14 protein-coding genes are annotated in these 16478 nt (G+C 56.5%); 7 read left to right on the top strand and 7 right to left on the bottom strand.

The window, feature by feature from the left end; all coding sequences use genetic code 11:
• The first annotated feature begins 596 nt into the window (after positions 1 to 596).
• Entirely contained in the window at positions 597 to 1430 is an 834-nt protein-coding gene (locus FNT36_RS23860) for a ParA family protein (protein ID WP_144853002.1), read from the top strand.
• Entirely contained in the window at positions 1420 to 1839 is a 420-nt protein-coding gene (locus tag FNT36_RS23855) for a hypothetical protein (protein ID WP_144853000.1), read from the top strand. The genes FNT36_RS23860 and FNT36_RS23855 overlap by 11 nt, the downstream gene beginning before the upstream one ends.
• A gap of 113 nt (positions 1840 to 1952) precedes the next feature.
• Here FNT36_RS23855 and FNT36_RS23850 read toward each other — a convergent pair whose 3' ends face one another.
• The 6 genes from FNT36_RS23850 to FNT36_RS23825 all read right to left on the bottom strand — a co-directional run bounded on the left by FNT36_RS23850 (position 1953) and on the right by FNT36_RS23825 (position 7702).
• Entirely contained in the window at positions 1953 to 2438 is a 486-nt protein-coding gene (locus FNT36_RS23850) for a hypothetical protein (RefSeq protein WP_144852998.1), read from the bottom strand.
• Positions 2431 to 3687 (bottom strand): AAA family ATPase, encoded by a 1257-nt coding sequence (locus FNT36_RS23845; protein ID WP_144852996.1) that lies wholly within the window; start codon positions 3685 to 3687, stop codon positions 2431 to 2433. Before FNT36_RS23845 ends, FNT36_RS23850 begins: the two co-directional genes overlap by 8 nt.
• A gap of 232 nt (positions 3688 to 3919) precedes the next feature.
• The gene (locus FNT36_RS23840) at positions 3920 to 4399 is read right to left on the bottom strand and encodes a hypothetical protein (RefSeq protein ID WP_144852994.1); all 480 of its coding nucleotides are present in this window, start codon (positions 4397 to 4399) and stop codon (positions 3920 to 3922) included.
• 45 nt (positions 4400 to 4444) lie between these two features.
• Positions 4445 to 5134: a hypothetical protein gene (locus tag FNT36_RS23835; protein ID WP_144852992.1), complete on the bottom strand. Its 690-nt coding sequence runs from the start codon at positions 5132 to 5134 to the stop codon at positions 4445 to 4447.
• 13 nt (positions 5135 to 5147) lie between these two features.
• Complete coding sequence (locus FNT36_RS23830) at positions 5148 to 6047, bottom strand: hypothetical protein (RefSeq protein ID WP_144852990.1); 900 nt, start codon at positions 6045 to 6047, stop codon at positions 5148 to 5150.
• Positions 6048 to 6499: 452 nt separating this feature from the next.
• On the bottom strand, positions 6500 to 7702 hold the full coding sequence (locus FNT36_RS23825; RefSeq protein WP_233636188.1) for a replication initiation protein: 1203 nt from the start codon (positions 7700 to 7702) through the stop codon (positions 6500 to 6502).
• 824 nt (positions 7703 to 8526) lie between these two features.
• On the opposite strand from FNT36_RS23825, the gene FNT36_RS23820 reads away from it, so the two are divergent.
• Positions 8527 to 9618, top strand: a complete 1092-nt coding sequence (locus tag FNT36_RS23820) for an NHL repeat-containing protein (RefSeq protein WP_144852986.1) — start codon at positions 8527 to 8529, stop codon at positions 9616 to 9618.
• Positions 9619 to 10588: 970 nt separating this feature from the next.
• Positions 10589 to 11713 carry a replication initiation protein gene (locus FNT36_RS23815; RefSeq protein WP_144852984.1) on the top strand — a complete coding sequence of 375 codons (1125 nt, stop codon included), beginning with the start codon at positions 10589 to 10591 and terminating at the stop codon, positions 11711 to 11713.
• A 93-nt stretch (positions 11714 to 11806) separates the two neighbouring features.
• Here the strand turns inward: FNT36_RS23815 and tnpA are convergent, their stop codons facing one another.
• Positions 11807 to 12235, bottom strand: coding sequence for an IS200/IS605 family transposase (gene tnpA, locus FNT36_RS23810; protein WP_144852982.1), 429 nt, complete (start codon positions 12233 to 12235; stop codon positions 11807 to 11809).
• An 821-nt stretch (positions 12236 to 13056) separates the two neighbouring features.
• On the opposite strand from tnpA, the gene FNT36_RS23805 reads away from it, so the two are divergent.
• The 3 genes from FNT36_RS23805 to FNT36_RS23795 all read left to right on the top strand — a co-directional run bounded on the left by FNT36_RS23805 (position 13057) and on the right by FNT36_RS23795 (position 16451).
• Entirely contained in the window at positions 13057 to 14217 is a 1161-nt protein-coding gene (locus FNT36_RS23805) for a replication initiation protein (RefSeq protein WP_144852980.1), read from the top strand.
• A gap of 276 nt (positions 14218 to 14493) precedes the next feature.
• A complete protein-coding gene (locus FNT36_RS23800; protein WP_144852978.1) occupies positions 14494 to 15171 on the top strand; it encodes a response regulator transcription factor in 678 nt (225 codons plus the stop codon).
• Positions 15172 to 15179: 8 nt separating this feature from the next.
• Positions 15180 to 16451, top strand: coding sequence for a sensor histidine kinase (locus tag FNT36_RS23795; RefSeq protein ID WP_144852976.1), 1272 nt, complete (start codon positions 15180 to 15182; stop codon positions 16449 to 16451).
• Positions 16452 to 16478: the final 27 nt, after the last annotated feature.

Raw genomic sequence — 16478 nt, 5'->3', positions numbered from 1 at the left:
ACGGCGTGCCACACCATTCCACGGAGCGGCTTTCTAGTCGATGCCGATGAGTTTACCACTTTGATAGGAGCGCTGATAAAGCCGCGTATTCACTGACGCTTGTACGGCTGGCAGTTGGTCTGGCTGGCCAACGCGACCGTTACTTTTTCCTAGCTTAAGGCGGCACAATGAACCTGATATTATTTTTATACGTATGATATTTACGATAAGTATTGTACGTATTAAACGCAAGATACGGTCGGTACTTATAGTAAGCATAAAAATATGTTGCTCACCCTGCGCACAACATATCCACCTATTCAGTATCATATATTCAGTATTACACATATTATACGTATCACACTAAAAATATATTTACTGTGCATTATTTCAGTAAGTTATAATTAAAGTGACGGCTGAATCCCAGGGATATGGGACCAAGCCTGTTCACTAAATTTAGCACAATAGCTGTTTATAATACGTATGAAAAAAGGATGCTATACTTATGGCACGTACCGTAAGTATATTACGTGTAACACTTTTCATACTTGCAGTAAGTATGACCAACATGGTATTTATCGCTTACATTTGTTTCTAAACCAGTTCTCATCGTTTTTATGCGAATTATTACGTTTGCCAACCGAAAGGGAGGCGTGGGCAAAACAACTTCCGCCCTAGCCATTGCGCACCGGCTGGCGCAGCTCGGTTACCAGACCTTATTGATAGATGCTGACCCGCAGGGCAATGCCAGCTCAACTATTGCCGACTTGCCCGCCGTGCCAGGGTCGCTGGCCGCCGCGCTAGCCACGGCCAATGGTTTAGGCCCGCAACTCAACGCCGCGGCGTCTAACCTGTACTGCGTAACGGCGGGAGAGGACCTGACGAGGCAGGAGAAGCTGCTCGGTCAGGAGATGGATTACGGCTGGTTTTTTCGCAATGCGCTCCAGGACCTCGTTACCGCGCTGGCGGGGAGCCAGGCCCTGGGGGCGGGGGATAAGCGCTTGCCGGTGAGCTTTGATTTTGTGCTTATTGATACCTCGCCCTATCTGGGTACCCTGGCGGTGTCGGCGATGGTCGCCAGCGAGGCAGTATTTATTCCCTTGCAGCCAAACTACTTCAACAGCGAAGGCCTGACTAAAGTAGTGGAGATGGTGGGGGTTATTCGACGGAATTTCAACCCGCACCTGCGCATCGGGGGCATCTTCTTTACCAAGTATGCCCGCACCTACCGCAAGGCGCTGCACCACCAGTACGCGCGGGCGCTCGAAGCGGACCCCATGCTGGGCAAGCTGGTTATGCAGCAGACCATCCGGGAAAATGTCGCCCTCGACGAATCCCAGGCGGGCCAGCAGGCCATCTACGACTGGGCGCCGACTTCCAACGGCGCCGCTGATTACCGTGCGCTCACGGAAGAGTTTCTCACCCGTCTCAACGTACCCCATGCCGCCTAAGAAAATGCCCCCCGTTCGGTTAGCTTCGTCCGCGACCAGCCACGATGATATTCTGCACCCTCCGGTAGCACGCGAGCCAGCCCTGGTGCCGTCAGCGGCGGAAAACCAAGTAAAAAGTACAATACGTACGGAAAGTATCGTACATACCATACGTACGGAAAGTCCGGATGAAGAAAAGCCGCTGCGTATTCCCTTCACGAATAACCTGCCGCCGGCCGTATTCCGGGAGTGGTTTACGTATGCCTACATGGCGCGATTACCCCTGCAGGATGTTTTGGAGCGCGCCTTAACCACTTACCTGCACGACAAACCCCAGGCGCGGGAGCCACTGCCTCCGGAACAGGAAAGTATCCTGGCCGCCAAGGAAGAAGCGGAACTCAACCGTCGCCAGAAAAGGCGCACGAAGTAGCCGGGCCACCGGGCGCGTCGGGCCGGCAAGGTAGGGGAGAGGCGGACGGCGTATGGCGGAGTGAATAATTACCTTCACACCAGCTCGATTGTACCTTGCACCCGCAGCACAACCTACGTTGCCTTAAAGAAATTGTTTAACACGCTGAAATGCGCTTGCTGCGCGTTGGGCTGAATTCTGTTGGCGACGTAGGCCCTCAGGATTTTGCCCGTGGTATCGTGCGCGGCTTTGAAGTCCTTGATAGTCTGCTTCACCTGCTCGGAGCCCTCAAAGGCCCACTTTTTGCCGGGGTCTCTTTGTTCTTTCAGCTCCACAAAAATGATGGTGGAGTTGTACAGCAGCATCCCATCGCAGCGGCTCTGGAGCTGGCCACTGCCCTTAAGAATCAGAATGCACTGGTCAACCGCCTTGAATAGTACCTCGTAACCGGCCCTGTTCTCGACTCGCGCAATCCAAGTGGCCGCTGCTGCTACGCTCGTGCTGACATAGGCTGGCTCGGTTCGCCGGGTGGCGTCGTCGCAGATGCCGAATAGCTGCTCGTTGAGAAGCGTATCGGAAGGCTGACCGCTTTCGCAAAAGCCGGTAAAGAAATCAGGCATTGAGAGCGGCCAATTCTATTTCCAGCAAATCGGAGAAGTGGGCATTGGCCTCGCCGAGCGCGTTGTTCAGGTCGTTTTCGTCGGAGGGGATGCCGCCATCCATGGGTAAGCGCGTGATGGTACCGGCGCTGGTAAGGGCGTACACCACGGTGCTGCCGGCCGCCAGGGTAGCCTGGTCGGGTACTATCGTATTCAGTTGATTACGAAGCTGGGCGTGATGTGGGGCCGCTACCACTTCGTTTTTTACCTCGTCCGCTTTGATGGCCAGCGTAAGGTAGTTAATGATGTAGGGACTATGCGTGGTGATAACTAACTCGTTGCCCGGCGTCGTATTGGCGTAGCTGAGCAGCTCATACAGGACCACCCGCTGCGAGGCTGGGAACAGATTCTGCTCGGGCTCTTCCACTACATTCAGGAACGTCTCGCGACGAAAGCGTGCGGCCAGCGACTCCAAGGCCTCCTGTTGCACTTCGAGGGGTAGGTTAGCTTTTAGAATCGCATCGACCTGCTGGCGCAAGCGCCGCCGCTCCTCACCGCTCAACTCGCTGCGTGAGGCATCGTGTTCTTTGTGAATGGCCAGGGCCAGATTACGTGACACCAGCAGCAGGGGAACCAGCGACTGGAAGCCGCTGGAAGCCTCCGACAACCGCAGCCGAAAGTCTACCTGGCCGGCCGTCTTGCCGCTAAGCCACGGAATCTTCTCCGACTTATCGTAGTCGAAACGGAGGTTGCCGACGGGCAGCGGCAAGCTGTTCGTGGTTTCTCGTTGGGCGCGGCGCAGTTCCTCCCAAAACTCCAGTAAGGCGCTCGGCAGCCCTTTTAGTTTATCCGGTTCATCTACCGCACTCAAAAAATTGCGCTCGGCTGGTACGTACATGATTTTCGGCACGCGATACCCAGTGCTTTCCTGATGCAGCTTGACCGTCAGCTTCTGCTGCTCATACCGTAATACGCCAACCCTGCCCTGGTACTCGATAAGGGTATCGGTCCGGAAGTAGCTTTTCAGGTTCATGTAGGCGCAGTACTCATTCACAAACAAATTATCCCGGGTAATATAATCTGCCGTCACCCGCCCCTGAAACAGGGCTTTTTCCAGCCAGCTCATGGTTGAAAAAAGCTTGGCGACACTGCTTTTACCACTGCCCTGACTACCGATGAAAACCGTCACCTTGTGGAAGTCCATAAAGCCGTCTTCGCTGGCATAGCCAGTGGTTATCGGCCCAAAATTCTTAATTTTCAGCTTGCTCATATACCCGGCATCTAAGGGGCCAAAGATACGGCAGCCGACACGGCAGCTTTTTCGGCGCAATGCTACCCGTAACGGGGTAGCACAAGAGCAGGAACAGAAATTTCCGCTAAGCTTATAGCGACTACTTGCTTACCTACCAGCAGGCACTGGTAGTCGCAGATTCCTGCTTTATTACCAGCGCAGCAGGGTTTGCTTGCCTCCCGCTAGCTTCGGGTAGGACCTAGGCCGACTCTCAGGGCAAGGTACTCTGAGTCCACTCCAACTCGTTCAGGAAGAGATAAACGTAATCTTGGGGCCTGAGGTACGGGGGCATGAGGAGCCGTTTCGTGACCACATAATGCCCGCGCCAACTTAACTCGTCATCCTGGGCGGACGTAGCCTTGACGACGAACTCGTCACCCGGCAGCGGCAGCTGGCCGGTTTTGCGGCAGTACGACTCGATAAGGGCCACTAGCTGCGCTTTGAGGGCATCGCGCAACCCATTCAGGGCCCACAGCTTGCGCAGTGAATCAGCAGGGGCTATGGCCGAGCCACCCGCATACGGCCGGCGCTGGTCGGACATCACAAAGAACTTCTCCGGCTCATGCGGCCAGTCGGTCACCTGCAAATGCAGAAAAAACTCGGCCGTTTCGCCAGACTCTCCTTTCGGAATTCCAGCCAGATGCGATTCCCAGTCTTCCAGAATGAGTGGTAAAACACCCGGAATTTCCATAAGAACGAATGGTAAGATATTTGCAAAAGTGCACCCGCCTGGCCGTTACTGCGCCTGACGCAGCATGTAGGGCCAGTCAGCCTTGAATGCGCAACCCTTGCAGTAGGTTGCCGTGTGGGTCAGCGAGCGGTAAGCCAGCGACTGGCGCAGGCTGCGTAGGGTGGCTTCGTGCTGAATCTGCTGGTCATACTCCCGCAGCCGCGCAATCGTGGCCACGCTGGCCAGGAACTCACGCGCCAGCTTCATGGCGTAGGCCCGGTCCGTCGTGCGCTGCTTGATATAGTATGCCACGGCAGTAGGCTCATCAAAGCCCGCCCCTCCCGGCCCGTATTTGCCGCATACGTAATGCGGCGCTATTGTCAGGCGATGGCGAATACTGAGCGCCCCGCAGTGGGGGCAGGCCTTACGCGACTCGCCGGCGCCGATGTGGGCCGCCACCTCCGCGTCGGGGAGTGCGGCGTTGACTTGCGGTAGGAGTTGTTGGCGCAACTCGTATTTAACCACCTGGCACATCTCTTTAAACGAAAGCGTGGGGGTCAGATGCTGCAACACAAACGGTCCCTTGGTCGTCGCGCACACCGCGCAATTATCCTGAATGAGGGCCTGCCGACGCGCTTTCCACTCGGCGGTTTGCCAGACCTTAGGCAAGCTTGTTACCTGCCGCAGGGCTTGCTCCCACGTGATGGCGCCCGTTTCTAAATTTTCCAAAATGTCGGTAATCCCGGCAATATTCATGGGGTAAGCCTACCTAGTCAAGGATAGCCAGCAGAGTATCGACCTGCCGGCGAATCTTCAGCAGCTGCTCGCGGACGGGGTTTTCCGCCGCGGGTGGGCCTGCCACCGACTCGGATGGGGCGCCCGCCCCGGCCGCGGCACTCCCGAACGGGGCTACTCTTGCCTCCACCTCGGGCAAATACCTGAACTTTTCCCACGCCAGCTCGGCTGAAACGCCCCGCTTATCAAGTTGCAGCTCAACCCAATCCCATTGGCTGTATTCCGCGCCCGGGGTTGTCGGTTCCCCCGGCTCCGCTGGGGAAGTAGGCGGCAGGGCGTGGGCCAAAAACGCTATCGCCTGCCGCCTGCCCTGCTCCACGCTGGGAAGTAAAGCGTTGAGCTGGTGGGAATGCGCGGCAAAGCGCGGGGGACCCACCGCGCGAAGGAGCTGCCGCAGCGCTACGCCCTGGGTCGCGGCCAGCGCCTGCTCGGCCTGGCTGACCCAGCTGGCCACCTGCTTGGCCGATAAGCCCGCCGCCCGTGTCGTGTAGCTTAGCCGGTACAGCAGCGCGTTATAGGGCGGAATCAGGTCGGCAAGCACGCGCCTCGCCTCGGTGAGGCGCGCCTCGAACTCGGCATACTCATCATACGCAAAATCGCGGGCGTGCGGGATGGCAAATGGGCCGGCTGGCTGCTTGATGAGCTGGCTCACCAGGCTGCCGTAAGCCATTGCGTGCAGGGGCCACCGGGCCAGCTCCTGCCCATTCAGCCACACGATTACGGTCAGCGCCGGAACTTCTGATGCCGGTAGTAGTGAGCAAGCCGCCGTTATGAACCACTCGGCCCCACTGCTGGCATAGGGCCGTAGCAGTTCTCTTAGCCGAGTGGTTCCAACCAGAGTAGCGGGACGGGCTTTTGCGGAGTCGCGGGCCATGGACGGTGGGCGTGCACAAGCCTAGTCGAGAAATTTCGCCCAGGCCTGCGAAATTATGAAGGTAACAGCTTCCATCACTAAGCCCAGGACAACACCAGCTCCGCCCCACGGGCCGCCACGGGAGTAAGCGTTTCTTTTTGCTACTTACTAACTGCGCTTGGGGTCGATAGTGAGGGCGTGCGCCGCAGCCTGGGTCGAGCAACCTTCAGCGACTAAGCGCAGGGCCTCGGCCCGGAAGGCGGCATCCTAGCGCCGACGTTTGGTGGGGGCAGGGGTTGGCATTCATGACGTGCGAAAGGTAAGACCCTATTCTGTCCACATTTACCCGACCACCTCACAGCAGGTGTTCCGAGGCCCTGGACCGTGCTGGAAGTTTCGGGGCAACTACGCCGACCTGTAGGGGTAGGGGACACACCACACACTAGCTAGATTCAGTGATTGCAGATGGCAGACTACTGCGCTAATTTTTCGGTCAATTCCACGATTTCAGCTTTAATGGCGGCTATGCGGGCCGCTTTTTCCTGCTCGGAAAACAGGTTCGTCGGGGCCTCTTTTTGCACAAACTTCAACCGCTCCTGCACTTCGTGGAGTTGCGCGCGTAGCGCTTCCTGCACAGCAGGCGCTTTCTTCGTAGCCGGGGCGGCTGGCGTCGCCCCCAGCGTTTGGTAAACGGGGAGGACGGCTTTTAGCTGACTGAGCGTGTAGGCAGGCAGCGACTTAATCGGCTTGCGGTTGGCCAAGGCTATCCGCACGTCGTGGAGTACTTTGGTGACCGACCGGTAGGCCGTCAGGTCCTTGATATTCTGCACTACTTCGCGCGCCTGGTATTCCTTCAGCTCGAAGTCAAGTCGCAGTCGGTCGTAAAGCGCCGGCAATTCCCGGTAAGTTGCTTCCAGCATCTTCCGGAATTCTTCAATCTCCGTCAGCGTCAGCGCTTTCTTGGCTTTCGCGACCGGCACCAGCGTCTCCCGGGTGCTAGTCATCTTAAACACCAGCGCCTCGACCCGCCGGCCGCGCTTCTGCATGGTCACGTCCACCTGCCAACCAATGGCCCGGAACTCTTCAATCGCGGGCTTGAGCACGTAGCGATTAAAATCCGTCCAGTCGGCGTACTGTTCGGAGTTTTCCCCGAACAGCCACTCCCGCAGCGTCTCAAATGGCAGTGGTTCCTCCCAGGTCTGGTTATGGTAGCTGCGCATAATCCAGAACAGGCGCTGGCTATGCGCGTTTTTGAGCGTGAGCAGTGACTCTAGCTCAACGGTCGTGAATTTACCCGTCAAATCCAGCAGGTGCTCCTTCAGCCGGGAATTGAATTCCCCGGTTATTAGATTAGTCCCCTCATCCAAGCTCAGGATGTTGAACAGGGAGATAGCATCACGGCGCTTCTTGCCGTTCTTGAGCGAGGTGTTGATGATGGGTTGGGTCAGGCGCGTCTGGGCCGCGGCCAGCTCTGCATATTGCTTGCCCCCGGTGCTGCCGCCACGCGTGATGTCGTTGAAATGGATGCGAAAAGCCAGCGTATCCTGCTTCTGGTGCAGGCAGCCCAGGGCCAGGGCAAAAATGCGGGCCTCGACATTGTTGAGTGCCAGCGGGGAGCGGACGAAAGTGTTGCTCAAAAAAGCTACTTCGTGCAGCCTCGTTTGCATTGCATCCATGGGTAAACCGGAAGATTGGCCGTTGATACCGGAAAAGATACGGATTCCTTCCGGTCTTGTCGGCCGTTCTTCCGGTTCCATCGGCCGATTTTCCGGCGTCCAACGGCCGTTCTTCCGGTCTCGTCGGCCGATTTTCCGGTGTATAACGGTCGATTTTCCGGCTATATATTTGCAATAATCTGATAATCAGTTAGTTTTTTGCCTCTAAAGAATAAAGAGTGTATTAATAATCTTTAAAGACTTCAAAACAAGCCGAGTCGATTTTTTTATTTTTTAAGTGGCTTTTAATAGTACTAGCTGTTCGTGGCCCTGCCCAGGCATAGTGAACGGAAGCTGCGCAAGCTGGCGGATTCATGTAGCTACATTATTTTGCCTGAATAGCATCATCACCAATGACATGTCCCGAGTCCCGACTGGTGGGTTTGTTTATTTTCTGGCTGCTAAGTAATTCCCTCACCCCTGGGGCGTCTGTATGCGTGGCAAATTGTGCCACATCGGCTACGCATAGGCTGTTACAATGTGCAGGCAGCGCAGGCTCCACTATCACCAACTGGCGGATGGCCACCTCACGGAAGCCAGATTTTAGCATTGGGTGGCCGGATTGCCGTCCCGTATGCGTCAGGTGGTAACTACCGCCGGCTTCACGGCTGCTGGCAGCAACCAGCCTTTCGCCGTTGCGTGCTTGAACGCCGTGACCTCGGTTACCTGGCTTTTATGCAGCCGTGCCTGACCCGTTCTACGAGCCCGGCGCAAGCCTGCCCCAGACTAGGCTTAGCCTGCGCTCCCACTAGACACGTATCCTTTCATTCTTATACCCCTTTTCAATGCGTCACGTCGCCATTGCTTTGTTGTTGACCGCTGCCCTGCTAGGCTGCAGGAAGAATGATGACCCTACTATCAGTGGTGCCTCCGCGCCAGCCTACGTCGTCAGTACGCTGGCTGGCACCGGCACCAGCGGCCGCGCCGACGGGCCGGGCGGCACGGCCACTTTTACCGGGCCAAATCAGGCTGCCCTCGACGCGCAGGGCAACCTCTACGTAACCGATAGCGACAACCACTGCATCCGCAAGGTGACGCCGTCCGGGGTGGTGAGCACGCTGGCCGGCCGCGGAACCGCCGGTTATCTTGATGGGCCAGCCGCCACTGCCGCCTTCAACTACCCCACCGGCGTAGCCGTAGACGGGCAGGGCACCGTGTATGTGGCTGACTATAACAACAACTGTATCCGCGCTATCAGCCCGGCCGGGGTGGTGAGTACCTGGGCCGGCACCACAGCTCCCGGCTTCCAGGATGGCCTGGCTGCCACGGCCCGTTTCTGGGAGCCCATGGGCTTAGCCTGTGACCAGCAGGGCACCGTGTACGTGGCCGACGCGCGCAACGAGCGTATCCGCCAGATTAGCGCCCAAGGGGTGGTGAGCACACTGGCCGGTAGCGGACCTACTGATGTGAAGTTCGTGCCCGGCAATTTTGCCGACGGTCCCGCCGCGGCCGCCCTTTTTTACTACCCCACCGGCGTGGCCGTGGATGGGCAGGGCACCGTGTACGTGGCCGATTACAATAATCACCGGATTCGTAAAATCGCAGCGGGTACGGTAAGCACCGTGGCTGGCAGTGCTGGTGGCTATGCCGACGGCCTCGGGAGCCAGGCCAAGCTTTATTTGCCCACTGGTCTGGCGGTAGATGCCAGTGGTGTACTCTACGTAGCTGACTGGGGCAACGGCTGTCTGCGCCGCATCGAGACCACCGGCCAAGTAAGCCTACTCGCCGGTAACCCCCGTACGCTGGGCTACCTCGACGGGCCGGCCACCACTTCGCTCTTCAGTCGCAGCGCAGGCATCACGGTGCTGACCTCGGGTGCGGTACTATACGTGGCTGACTCCAACAATCGGCGTATCCGTCAACTTACCCGGCAATAGGGGGCTATCCTGCGGCTACTGGCGTTTTGGCAACGTGGCAGGTAGCTTTTCAGCCACTGTACTGAAACACCCTCTGAGTGTCCAGTCTTTTTCTGGCGTGTAGCAGCACGGATTGCTATCAGAGGCCCCCATGCCTATCTCATGGTATTCCGTGGTCACCTTGCCCCCTATTTTGACCTTTAGTGTCGATTATTAGGATGGTCAACAGCTGTCTGGACGTTGTGTTCTTCCTTGTAGCATCGTTAATCCACCGATTTGGCTTGGAATTGGAGCAGTACTACCATCGTTTAGTTGGAGCAGTTGCTTCTTCCCTTCAGTCAGCTAGGGGATAGAACGGACAAGCCACGCTTCTTGGCTTGGGCGGCTTGAGCAGTGAGCGTGATTTTAATGTGGAGCTATTCTCTGCGTTACTGCCTTACTTATACTGGTTGAGAATTTATAATCAAGCGCTTAAGGCAGCTTAGGTACGAAAGCTGAATTAGGGGGTAAAACTCGTTTTTTTAAGTGTTACTCCCAGCAGAACGTTGAGGTGGTTATTGCTCTGGCGGACTCTTTATCGGGTGATAACTCCCTTTTAATTGCTTATGTTATACTAAATCTTTATAAAGTGCAATCACTTTTTTTGCGTTCGGGTTGTAGCAATGCGGGTTTGTTCCTTGTAGACGTCATAGGTTTTCCACAGCTTTTGAAAGCTAAATTTGGGCGCCCACTAAATAGTAGGAATAATTACAAGCTAGTACTTACTCTACACTACCTAGTTACTCTATAAGGAGTAAACGGAATAAAGCGAGTTTTACCCCCGATTTTGACTTGAATAAAGCGAGTTTTACCCCCGAATTCAACCGGAATAAAGCGAGTTTTACCCCTGGTTCCCGAATGAATAAAGCGAGTTTTACCCCGGCAAAAAGCGAGTAGGTTATCAACAACCCGCTTTTTTGTGATACATTAGAGGTAATCTTTACTCTTTACCATGGCCGACAAACGCCGCCCTACCGCCACTTCGGCGCTGCCCCTGACGCTCGTGTATGAGCCGCAGCATAAAGAATTAGTCAAGCAGCACTGGAACGTCACTTTTGCGCGCCAAATCAAGATGAGTGTGGCCGCTAAGCGCATTATGGCGCGGGTGCTGGACCAAATTCGGGATGATGACTTCCAGTTGCGGGAATACTACCAGCTGGCCCTGGGTGATATCACCGACAGTGTGGGTATCAGTCGGGAAAATGCCTATCGGGAAGTGGAAGTAGCCTTACGGGAGCTGGTGGCGACCAGCTGGGAGTTTAAAGACGTGGAAAATGAGAAGTGGCAGATTCGGCACCTGCTCGATACCACGAAGGAGCAGCCGGTGGGCTACCAGAACGGCGTTATTACCGTGCTGCTGAATCCGCAGTTGGCCCCGTACTTCATTCAGATTGCGCACTACACTACCTACCGACTTGATAGCTACCTGAAGCTACGCAGCTGGTACTCGATGCGGCTGTATGAGATTCTGGCGGCATTTCGCGACACCGGGGTCTGGGAAGTGGGACTAGACGAGTACCGGCAGCTCCTGGATTGCTGGCACCAGACGGACAAGCGTGGGCGGGTGCTGAAGGATAAAGACGGGCAGCCCCGCCTGAAATACCCTAGTGTCAACGACCTCATCAGCTACACCACCACTGAGCCGCTGGCGGAGCTGGCCGATACCGAGCTGGCTTTTCGGGTACTTCCGCGCTACGAGACTGCCCGTACCGGTCGCGGCCGGCGAAAAATTGAGGGGCTGCGCTTTGAGTTGCTGCACCCGCAGGCCACGACCATTCCCGTCGCGTGGCTGAAAAACCCGGTAACCGGGCCGATTATTGAGAAGCTGCGCGGCTGGAGGGTATCGGATAAGAATATTGCGCTTTACGCGACCACGCTACAGCGGGCCGGGATTGCCAAGCTTATTCGCGAGTGGGAGCTGAAGGAGAACTCGGCCCGGCGCATCGATAGCCGTGATAAATATTGCAACGCGGCCTTTGTGCGAGCTGCCAAAGCTATTCTGGAGGAACAGAAAGCCGAAGCGCTGCAAGTCAGGCAAGACCTGCAGCTAGGCTTATTTAGCGGCGATAAGGACTAAACGACTATGGACTATAAGTCCATAGGTTTGCTTTCCGACTGAAAGTCGGTAGTTTCGGCTAAAGCCGACTGAAAGACGACTACTGTAAGTGGGCTACTCCAGAATAAAATTCTCGTCCCCATTAGGTTGGTCTTTGTGATGATTCAAATACGACGCCAATAATTCGTCCGTGATATTGCCCACACTCCAAGCGCCGTACCCAATTCCCCAAAAATGCCCGCCCCAGTACCGACGTTTCAACTCCGGGAATTCTTGGAGCAAGAGCTTGGCACTGCGCCCTTTCAGACGGCGCATTAGCTCACTTAGGGCTAAGGAGGGCGGATACGACACGTGCAAATGAATATGGTCTTTGCTCACCACGCCCTTCAAAATCTGCACATCCAGCGCATTACACGTTTGGCGTAGCAAGTCCCGACAGCGCAGTTGCACGTCCCCGGTCAGCACGTGGTAGCGGTACTTCGTACTCCACACCAGATGCACTTCCAGCTTATGAACCGAATGGCTGCCTGTTCGCTGCTTCATCCCACAAAGCTACCCAGCGCCCGCAGGTGAGTAGCAACTAAAGTCTTGCCCTAAAGGGCATAGCTTTAACTAGCGTGCTTGAAAAGTAAAGAGGTGGTTGGTCAGTGCGTGACGCGTTTCTCTTAAGTTGGTAAGGTGGGTATCGCGCAGTAATAGTTTAGTAGGGAGGCAATGGCTCGTGGCTGGGGTGTCAGCCAGGTGACCAGTGTTAGGTGGGTAAAGTACCGACCCGGATTTGATTCGAAGCCGGGGGCCGGCCGGCTAGGTAGCGGCGGTTAGGTGCGGCCGGCTGGCCTAGGTGGTGCCCGGTGCTCGGTAACTGCTGGAAGCGGGCGTAACCAGACGTTGGCTGTAGTGGCTAGTAGGGGGTGGTAATACGTGCCGGGCCGCTAGCCGCCGGCTAGTAGGTACAGGTTTGACCGCTAACGAAACAGGGGCAAGCTTACGATACGGGTCATAGCTTCTCTTGTGCCTAATTATTCTTTAAAATATGCAATTCATCAAAAGCGTCTGACTTCGTCAGAACCTCGTTGGTTTTGTCTGCTGATGGTGGAATTATGGAAAAATTATTCCACCTCTGAATGCCCTTTGCCTGTGGGTACTAAGCTAGTGTTTTTTTAACAGGATAGTATTTTTCTTAACAAAGTAGTTATAATAAGGAGTGGAGGCAGAATTACGACAGATGCCCCTGTTGCTGGCAAATCTTCTGCGACAGATACCCCCACCGTTCTACGACAAATACCCCCGGATTCGGGAATCGAATTGCGACAAATACCCCCAGAAAAAGCGGGTGACTTATTCACAAATCTTTTTTCTAAAGTTTGTGGGGCAACTTCCTCTATCCTTACCTTACAAAGGATGGAGGGTTTTTGTCATGGTCTCGGCCAGTTGTTCGTTTGCCTACCGTCATAGGAAAATTAATTGCTATACCTATTCACTTCCTTGTCGTGTCTGGTTTTCCGTCCGCTCGTACTTACACCGCAGTCCACCGTAACTTCATCAGGCAGCATTGGAACATCACGTTTGCCCATCAACCCCGGACCGGGGTAGTGGCCAAGCGTATTCTGGCTCGCGTGCTCGACCAGATAAATCATGATGGCACCGAACTGCGTCCGTTTTTTCAGCTTTCCTTGGAAAGTATTATTTCCCCTGGTCAGTTGACGCGGGAGAATGCCTACGTTGAGGTGAAAGCTGCCGTGCGCCAACTGGCTCAGGTAGTGTGGAAGCTAGAGTGCCCGCCTGGTGGCCAGCGGCAGCCACGCCACCTGCTGGATACGACGAAAAAGGAGGCCGTAGGGTATCACAACGGCGTTATCACGGTTATGCTAAATCCCCAGTTAACAACTTACCTGGTGAATCCCGCGCATTATTCAACGTTTCGGCTTGAGGAGTATCTCAGGCTCAGCAATTGGTACTCGATGCGGCTGTACGAGCTATTGGCCGCATTTCGCGATACCGGAGTCTGGGAGGTGTCGGTCGAAGAATATCGTAAGCTAATGGACTGCCATCACCAAACTGATAAGCGGGACCGGGTGGTGAAAGATAAAGGCGGTCAGCCCAAAATGAAATATGCCAACGTGGCAGATTTGATTAAGCGCACGACCGAAGTGCCGCTGCTTGATTTGGCCACGACCGAGCTGGCTTTTCGGGTAACCGGCTTAAAAGCGGACTCTGGGGCCCTGGGGCGCCGTCGCATCGTGTCCCTGCGGTTTGAGTTGCTCCAGCCACAGCCTGCAAAGCGTATACCTGAGGCTTGGTTGGCGCATCCGGTTACCAAAGATTTAGTTGAAAAGCTGCGTGGTAAGTGGAAAATCAAGGAAGTAAGTATTGCGCGCTATGCCCCCGTGCTGGGGCGGGAAAATATTGCCAAGCTGATTGTGGAATGGGAACGCAAGGAAAATTCTATGCTTCCCATTACTGACCGCGAAAAGTACTGCAATGCAGCATTCGTGCGAGCTGCCAAGGCATTAAAGGAAGCTTAGTACAAGATACGGACGCAGCATTCAGAGTACAAAAACGGATGAGTTGTAAGTATTAAAAAGCACAAGTTCATTAATGATTTTTGTACCTTTTAATGCCTAGATTTCAGCGTATTAAGTTTTTAATTGTTATTTCTACAGGGGCTTTCACTAAGTACATGCTGCAGAGCCGACCAAACCAACAAAAGCAGCGCACAATCCTGAGCAAGCGCGTTGTTTCTCCAGAATCACTTTAGAATTGCGCGGCTTCTTTGCTGCCAGCCAATTTGCGATTTCTGTATGAAAGTGCTTTTAGTAGAAGATGAGGCGGCGCTACGCCAGGCCGTGACCGAGTCGCTACGCCAAACAGGATACGTAGTAGAGGTGGCGGCCAGCTTTGGGCAGGCCCAGGAGAAAATCGCGCTCTACCGCTACGACTGCGTGCTGCTGGATTTGACGCTGCCCGACGGGGATGGCTTGGATTTGCTGCGCGAGCTGAAGCTGGATAACTCCCCGGCCGGGGTACTGGTACTCACCGCCCGCGACGGGCTGGACGACCGCATCAAGGGGCTCGACCTGGGGGCCGACGACTATTTGGTGAAGCCGTTTCACCTCTCGGAGCTAAATGCCCGGTTGCGCGCCATCATCCGGCGGCGGCAGTTTCAGGGGCAGCACCACCTGGTATTTCGCGACCTGCTCGTGTGGCCCGAGCAGAACGAAGTCCTCGTGCGCGGCGAGTCCCTGACGCTCACCCGCAAGGAATACGACCTGCTGCTGTACTTCCTGGCCAATCCCGGTCGGGTGCTCACCAAGGAAGCCATCGCCGAGCACCTGTGCGGCGACCAGGTAGATGCTGCCGACTCGCTCGACTTCATTTACACGCACCTCAAGAACCTGCGCAAGAAGCTGCAGGAGCGCGGGGCTGACAACTACATCCGCACCTTGTACGGGGTGGGCTACAAGCTCAGTTCCGAATAGGCCTGCCCATGAACCTGCTCACGGCTACCACCCGCTACTACCTGCTGCTGACCACCGGCCTGTTTGTGCTGGCCAGTGCCCTGCTCTACGCGGGCCTGCCGCAGGTCTTGCGCCACGAAACGGACGAGCAGCTGCTCAGCGAGCGCCTGACCTTGCAACGGCGCGTGGCCCGCGGCCAGCCCCTGCCCACCGATTTGCTGTTTGCCTACCAGCTCGGCCGCAGCCGCCAGCCCCGCCGCCTGGGCTACTCCGATACGCTGCTGCTCGACGAGCGGGAGCAGGAGCTGGTGCCCTTCCGGCAGCTCACCTTTCGGCTCGATGCCGGGCGCGGCCCCGAGTGGCTGACCCTGCGCCAGTCGCTGGTGGAACGCCACGACCTGCGGCGGGTGCTGCTGGAAGTACTGCTCGGGGCCCTGGGGCTGCTGCTGCTCGGGGTGGTAGGGCTGAACCGCTGGGTGGCGCGGCGGCTCTGGCGGCCCTTTGAACACACGCTGGCCCGGCTGCGCAGCTATGACTTGCACCAGCACCGGCCACTGGGCCTGCCCCGGCCGCCCATCACCCAGTTTGCCGAGCTCAACCACGCCCTCAACCAGCTGAGCGAGCGCCTGGTGGCCGATTACGAGAGCCTGCGCCAGTTCACCGAAAATGCTTCCCACGAAACCCAGACCCCGCTGGCCATCATCCAGGCCCAATTAGAGCAGCTGCTGCAAGCCCCCACGCTGGCCGCCGACGAGGCCACGCTCACGCTGGTGGGCGAGCTGCTGAAAACTACGCGCCGCCTCTCGCGCCTGCACCAGTCGCTAACCTTGCTCAGCCGCCTCGAAAACCAGCAGTTTGCCCCCGCCGAGGCCGTGCCCGTGCACCTGGAGCAGGTGCTGCGCGACCGGCTGGACCTGTTGGGGCCGCTGCTGGAGGCCCGTGACCTGCACCTGACCCTGGACGTAGAGCCCGGGCTGCCGCCCCACCTGCTGCACCCTGGCCTGGCTGACTCGCTGGTGCAAAACCTGCTGCAAAATGCCATTAAGCACAACCACCCGGGTGGTATCCTGGCCGTAGCGCTCAGCAAGGCGGCTTTGGAAGTGAGCAATACCGGGCCAGCCATCGCGGGCGACCCCAACCGGTTTTTCGAGCGCTTCCGCAAACACAACGCTGCTTCCGACTCGCCGGGCCTGGGGCTGAGCATCGTGCAGCATATCTGCTCCTATTATGGCTTTCGGGTGCGGTACGACTACGTGGCGGGTACCAGCTGGCACACGCTCCGAGTGGAGTTTACTACCTAGGCGTACGGCCTGCCCGGAAGCAGCCCG

Origin of the sequence: Hymenobacter setariae (assembly GCF_007713685.1) — a bacterium.
Taxonomy (GTDB): Bacteria; Bacteroidota; Bacteroidia; order Cytophagales; family Hymenobacteraceae; genus Hymenobacter; species Hymenobacter setariae.
Note: the sequence above shows the minus strand (reverse complement) of the source record. Positions and strands in the feature narration are given on the sequence as shown.

What these genes read in the sequence shown, in the direction of transcription:
- FNT36_RS23860 (WP_144853002.1), top strand. Translation starts at nt 597, where the DNA reads ATGCGAATTATTACGTTTGCCAACCGAAAGGGAGGCGTGGGCAAAACA.
- FNT36_RS23855 (WP_144853000.1), top strand. Translation starts at nt 1,420, where the DNA reads ATGCCGCCTAAGAAAATGCCCCCCGTTCGGTTAGCTTCGTCCGCGACC.
- FNT36_RS23850 (WP_144852998.1), bottom strand. Translation starts at nt 2,438, where the DNA reads ATGCCTGATTTCTTTACCGGCTTTTGCGAAAGCGGTCAGCCTTCCGAT.
- FNT36_RS23845 (WP_144852996.1), bottom strand. Translation starts at nt 3,687, where the DNA reads ATGAGCAAGCTGAAAATTAAGAATTTTGGGCCGATAACCACTGGCTAT.
- FNT36_RS23840 (WP_144852994.1), bottom strand. Translation starts at nt 4,399, where the DNA reads ATGGAAATTCCGGGTGTTTTACCACTCATTCTGGAAGACTGGGAATCG.
- FNT36_RS23835 (WP_144852992.1), bottom strand. Translation starts at nt 5,134, where the DNA reads ATGAATATTGCCGGGATTACCGACATTTTGGAAAATTTAGAAACGGGC.
- FNT36_RS23830 (WP_144852990.1), bottom strand. Translation starts at nt 6,047, where the DNA reads ATGGCCCGCGACTCCGCAAAAGCCCGTCCCGCTACTCTGGTTGGAACC.
- FNT36_RS23825 (WP_233636188.1), bottom strand. Translation starts at nt 7,702, where the DNA reads ATGGATGCAATGCAAACGAGGCTGCACGAAGTAGCTTTTTTGAGCAAC.
- FNT36_RS23820 (WP_144852986.1), top strand. Translation starts at nt 8,527, where the DNA reads ATGCGTCACGTCGCCATTGCTTTGTTGTTGACCGCTGCCCTGCTAGGC.
- FNT36_RS23815 (WP_144852984.1), top strand. Translation starts at nt 10,589, where the DNA reads ATGGCCGACAAACGCCGCCCTACCGCCACTTCGGCGCTGCCCCTGACG.
- tnpA (WP_144852982.1), bottom strand. Translation starts at nt 12,235, where the DNA reads ATGAAGCAGCGAACAGGCAGCCATTCGGTTCATAAGCTGGAAGTGCAT.
- FNT36_RS23800 (WP_144852978.1), top strand. Translation starts at nt 14,494, where the DNA reads ATGAAAGTGCTTTTAGTAGAAGATGAGGCGGCGCTACGCCAGGCCGTG.
- FNT36_RS23795 (WP_144852976.1), top strand. Translation starts at nt 15,180, where the DNA reads ATGAACCTGCTCACGGCTACCACCCGCTACTACCTGCTGCTGACCACC.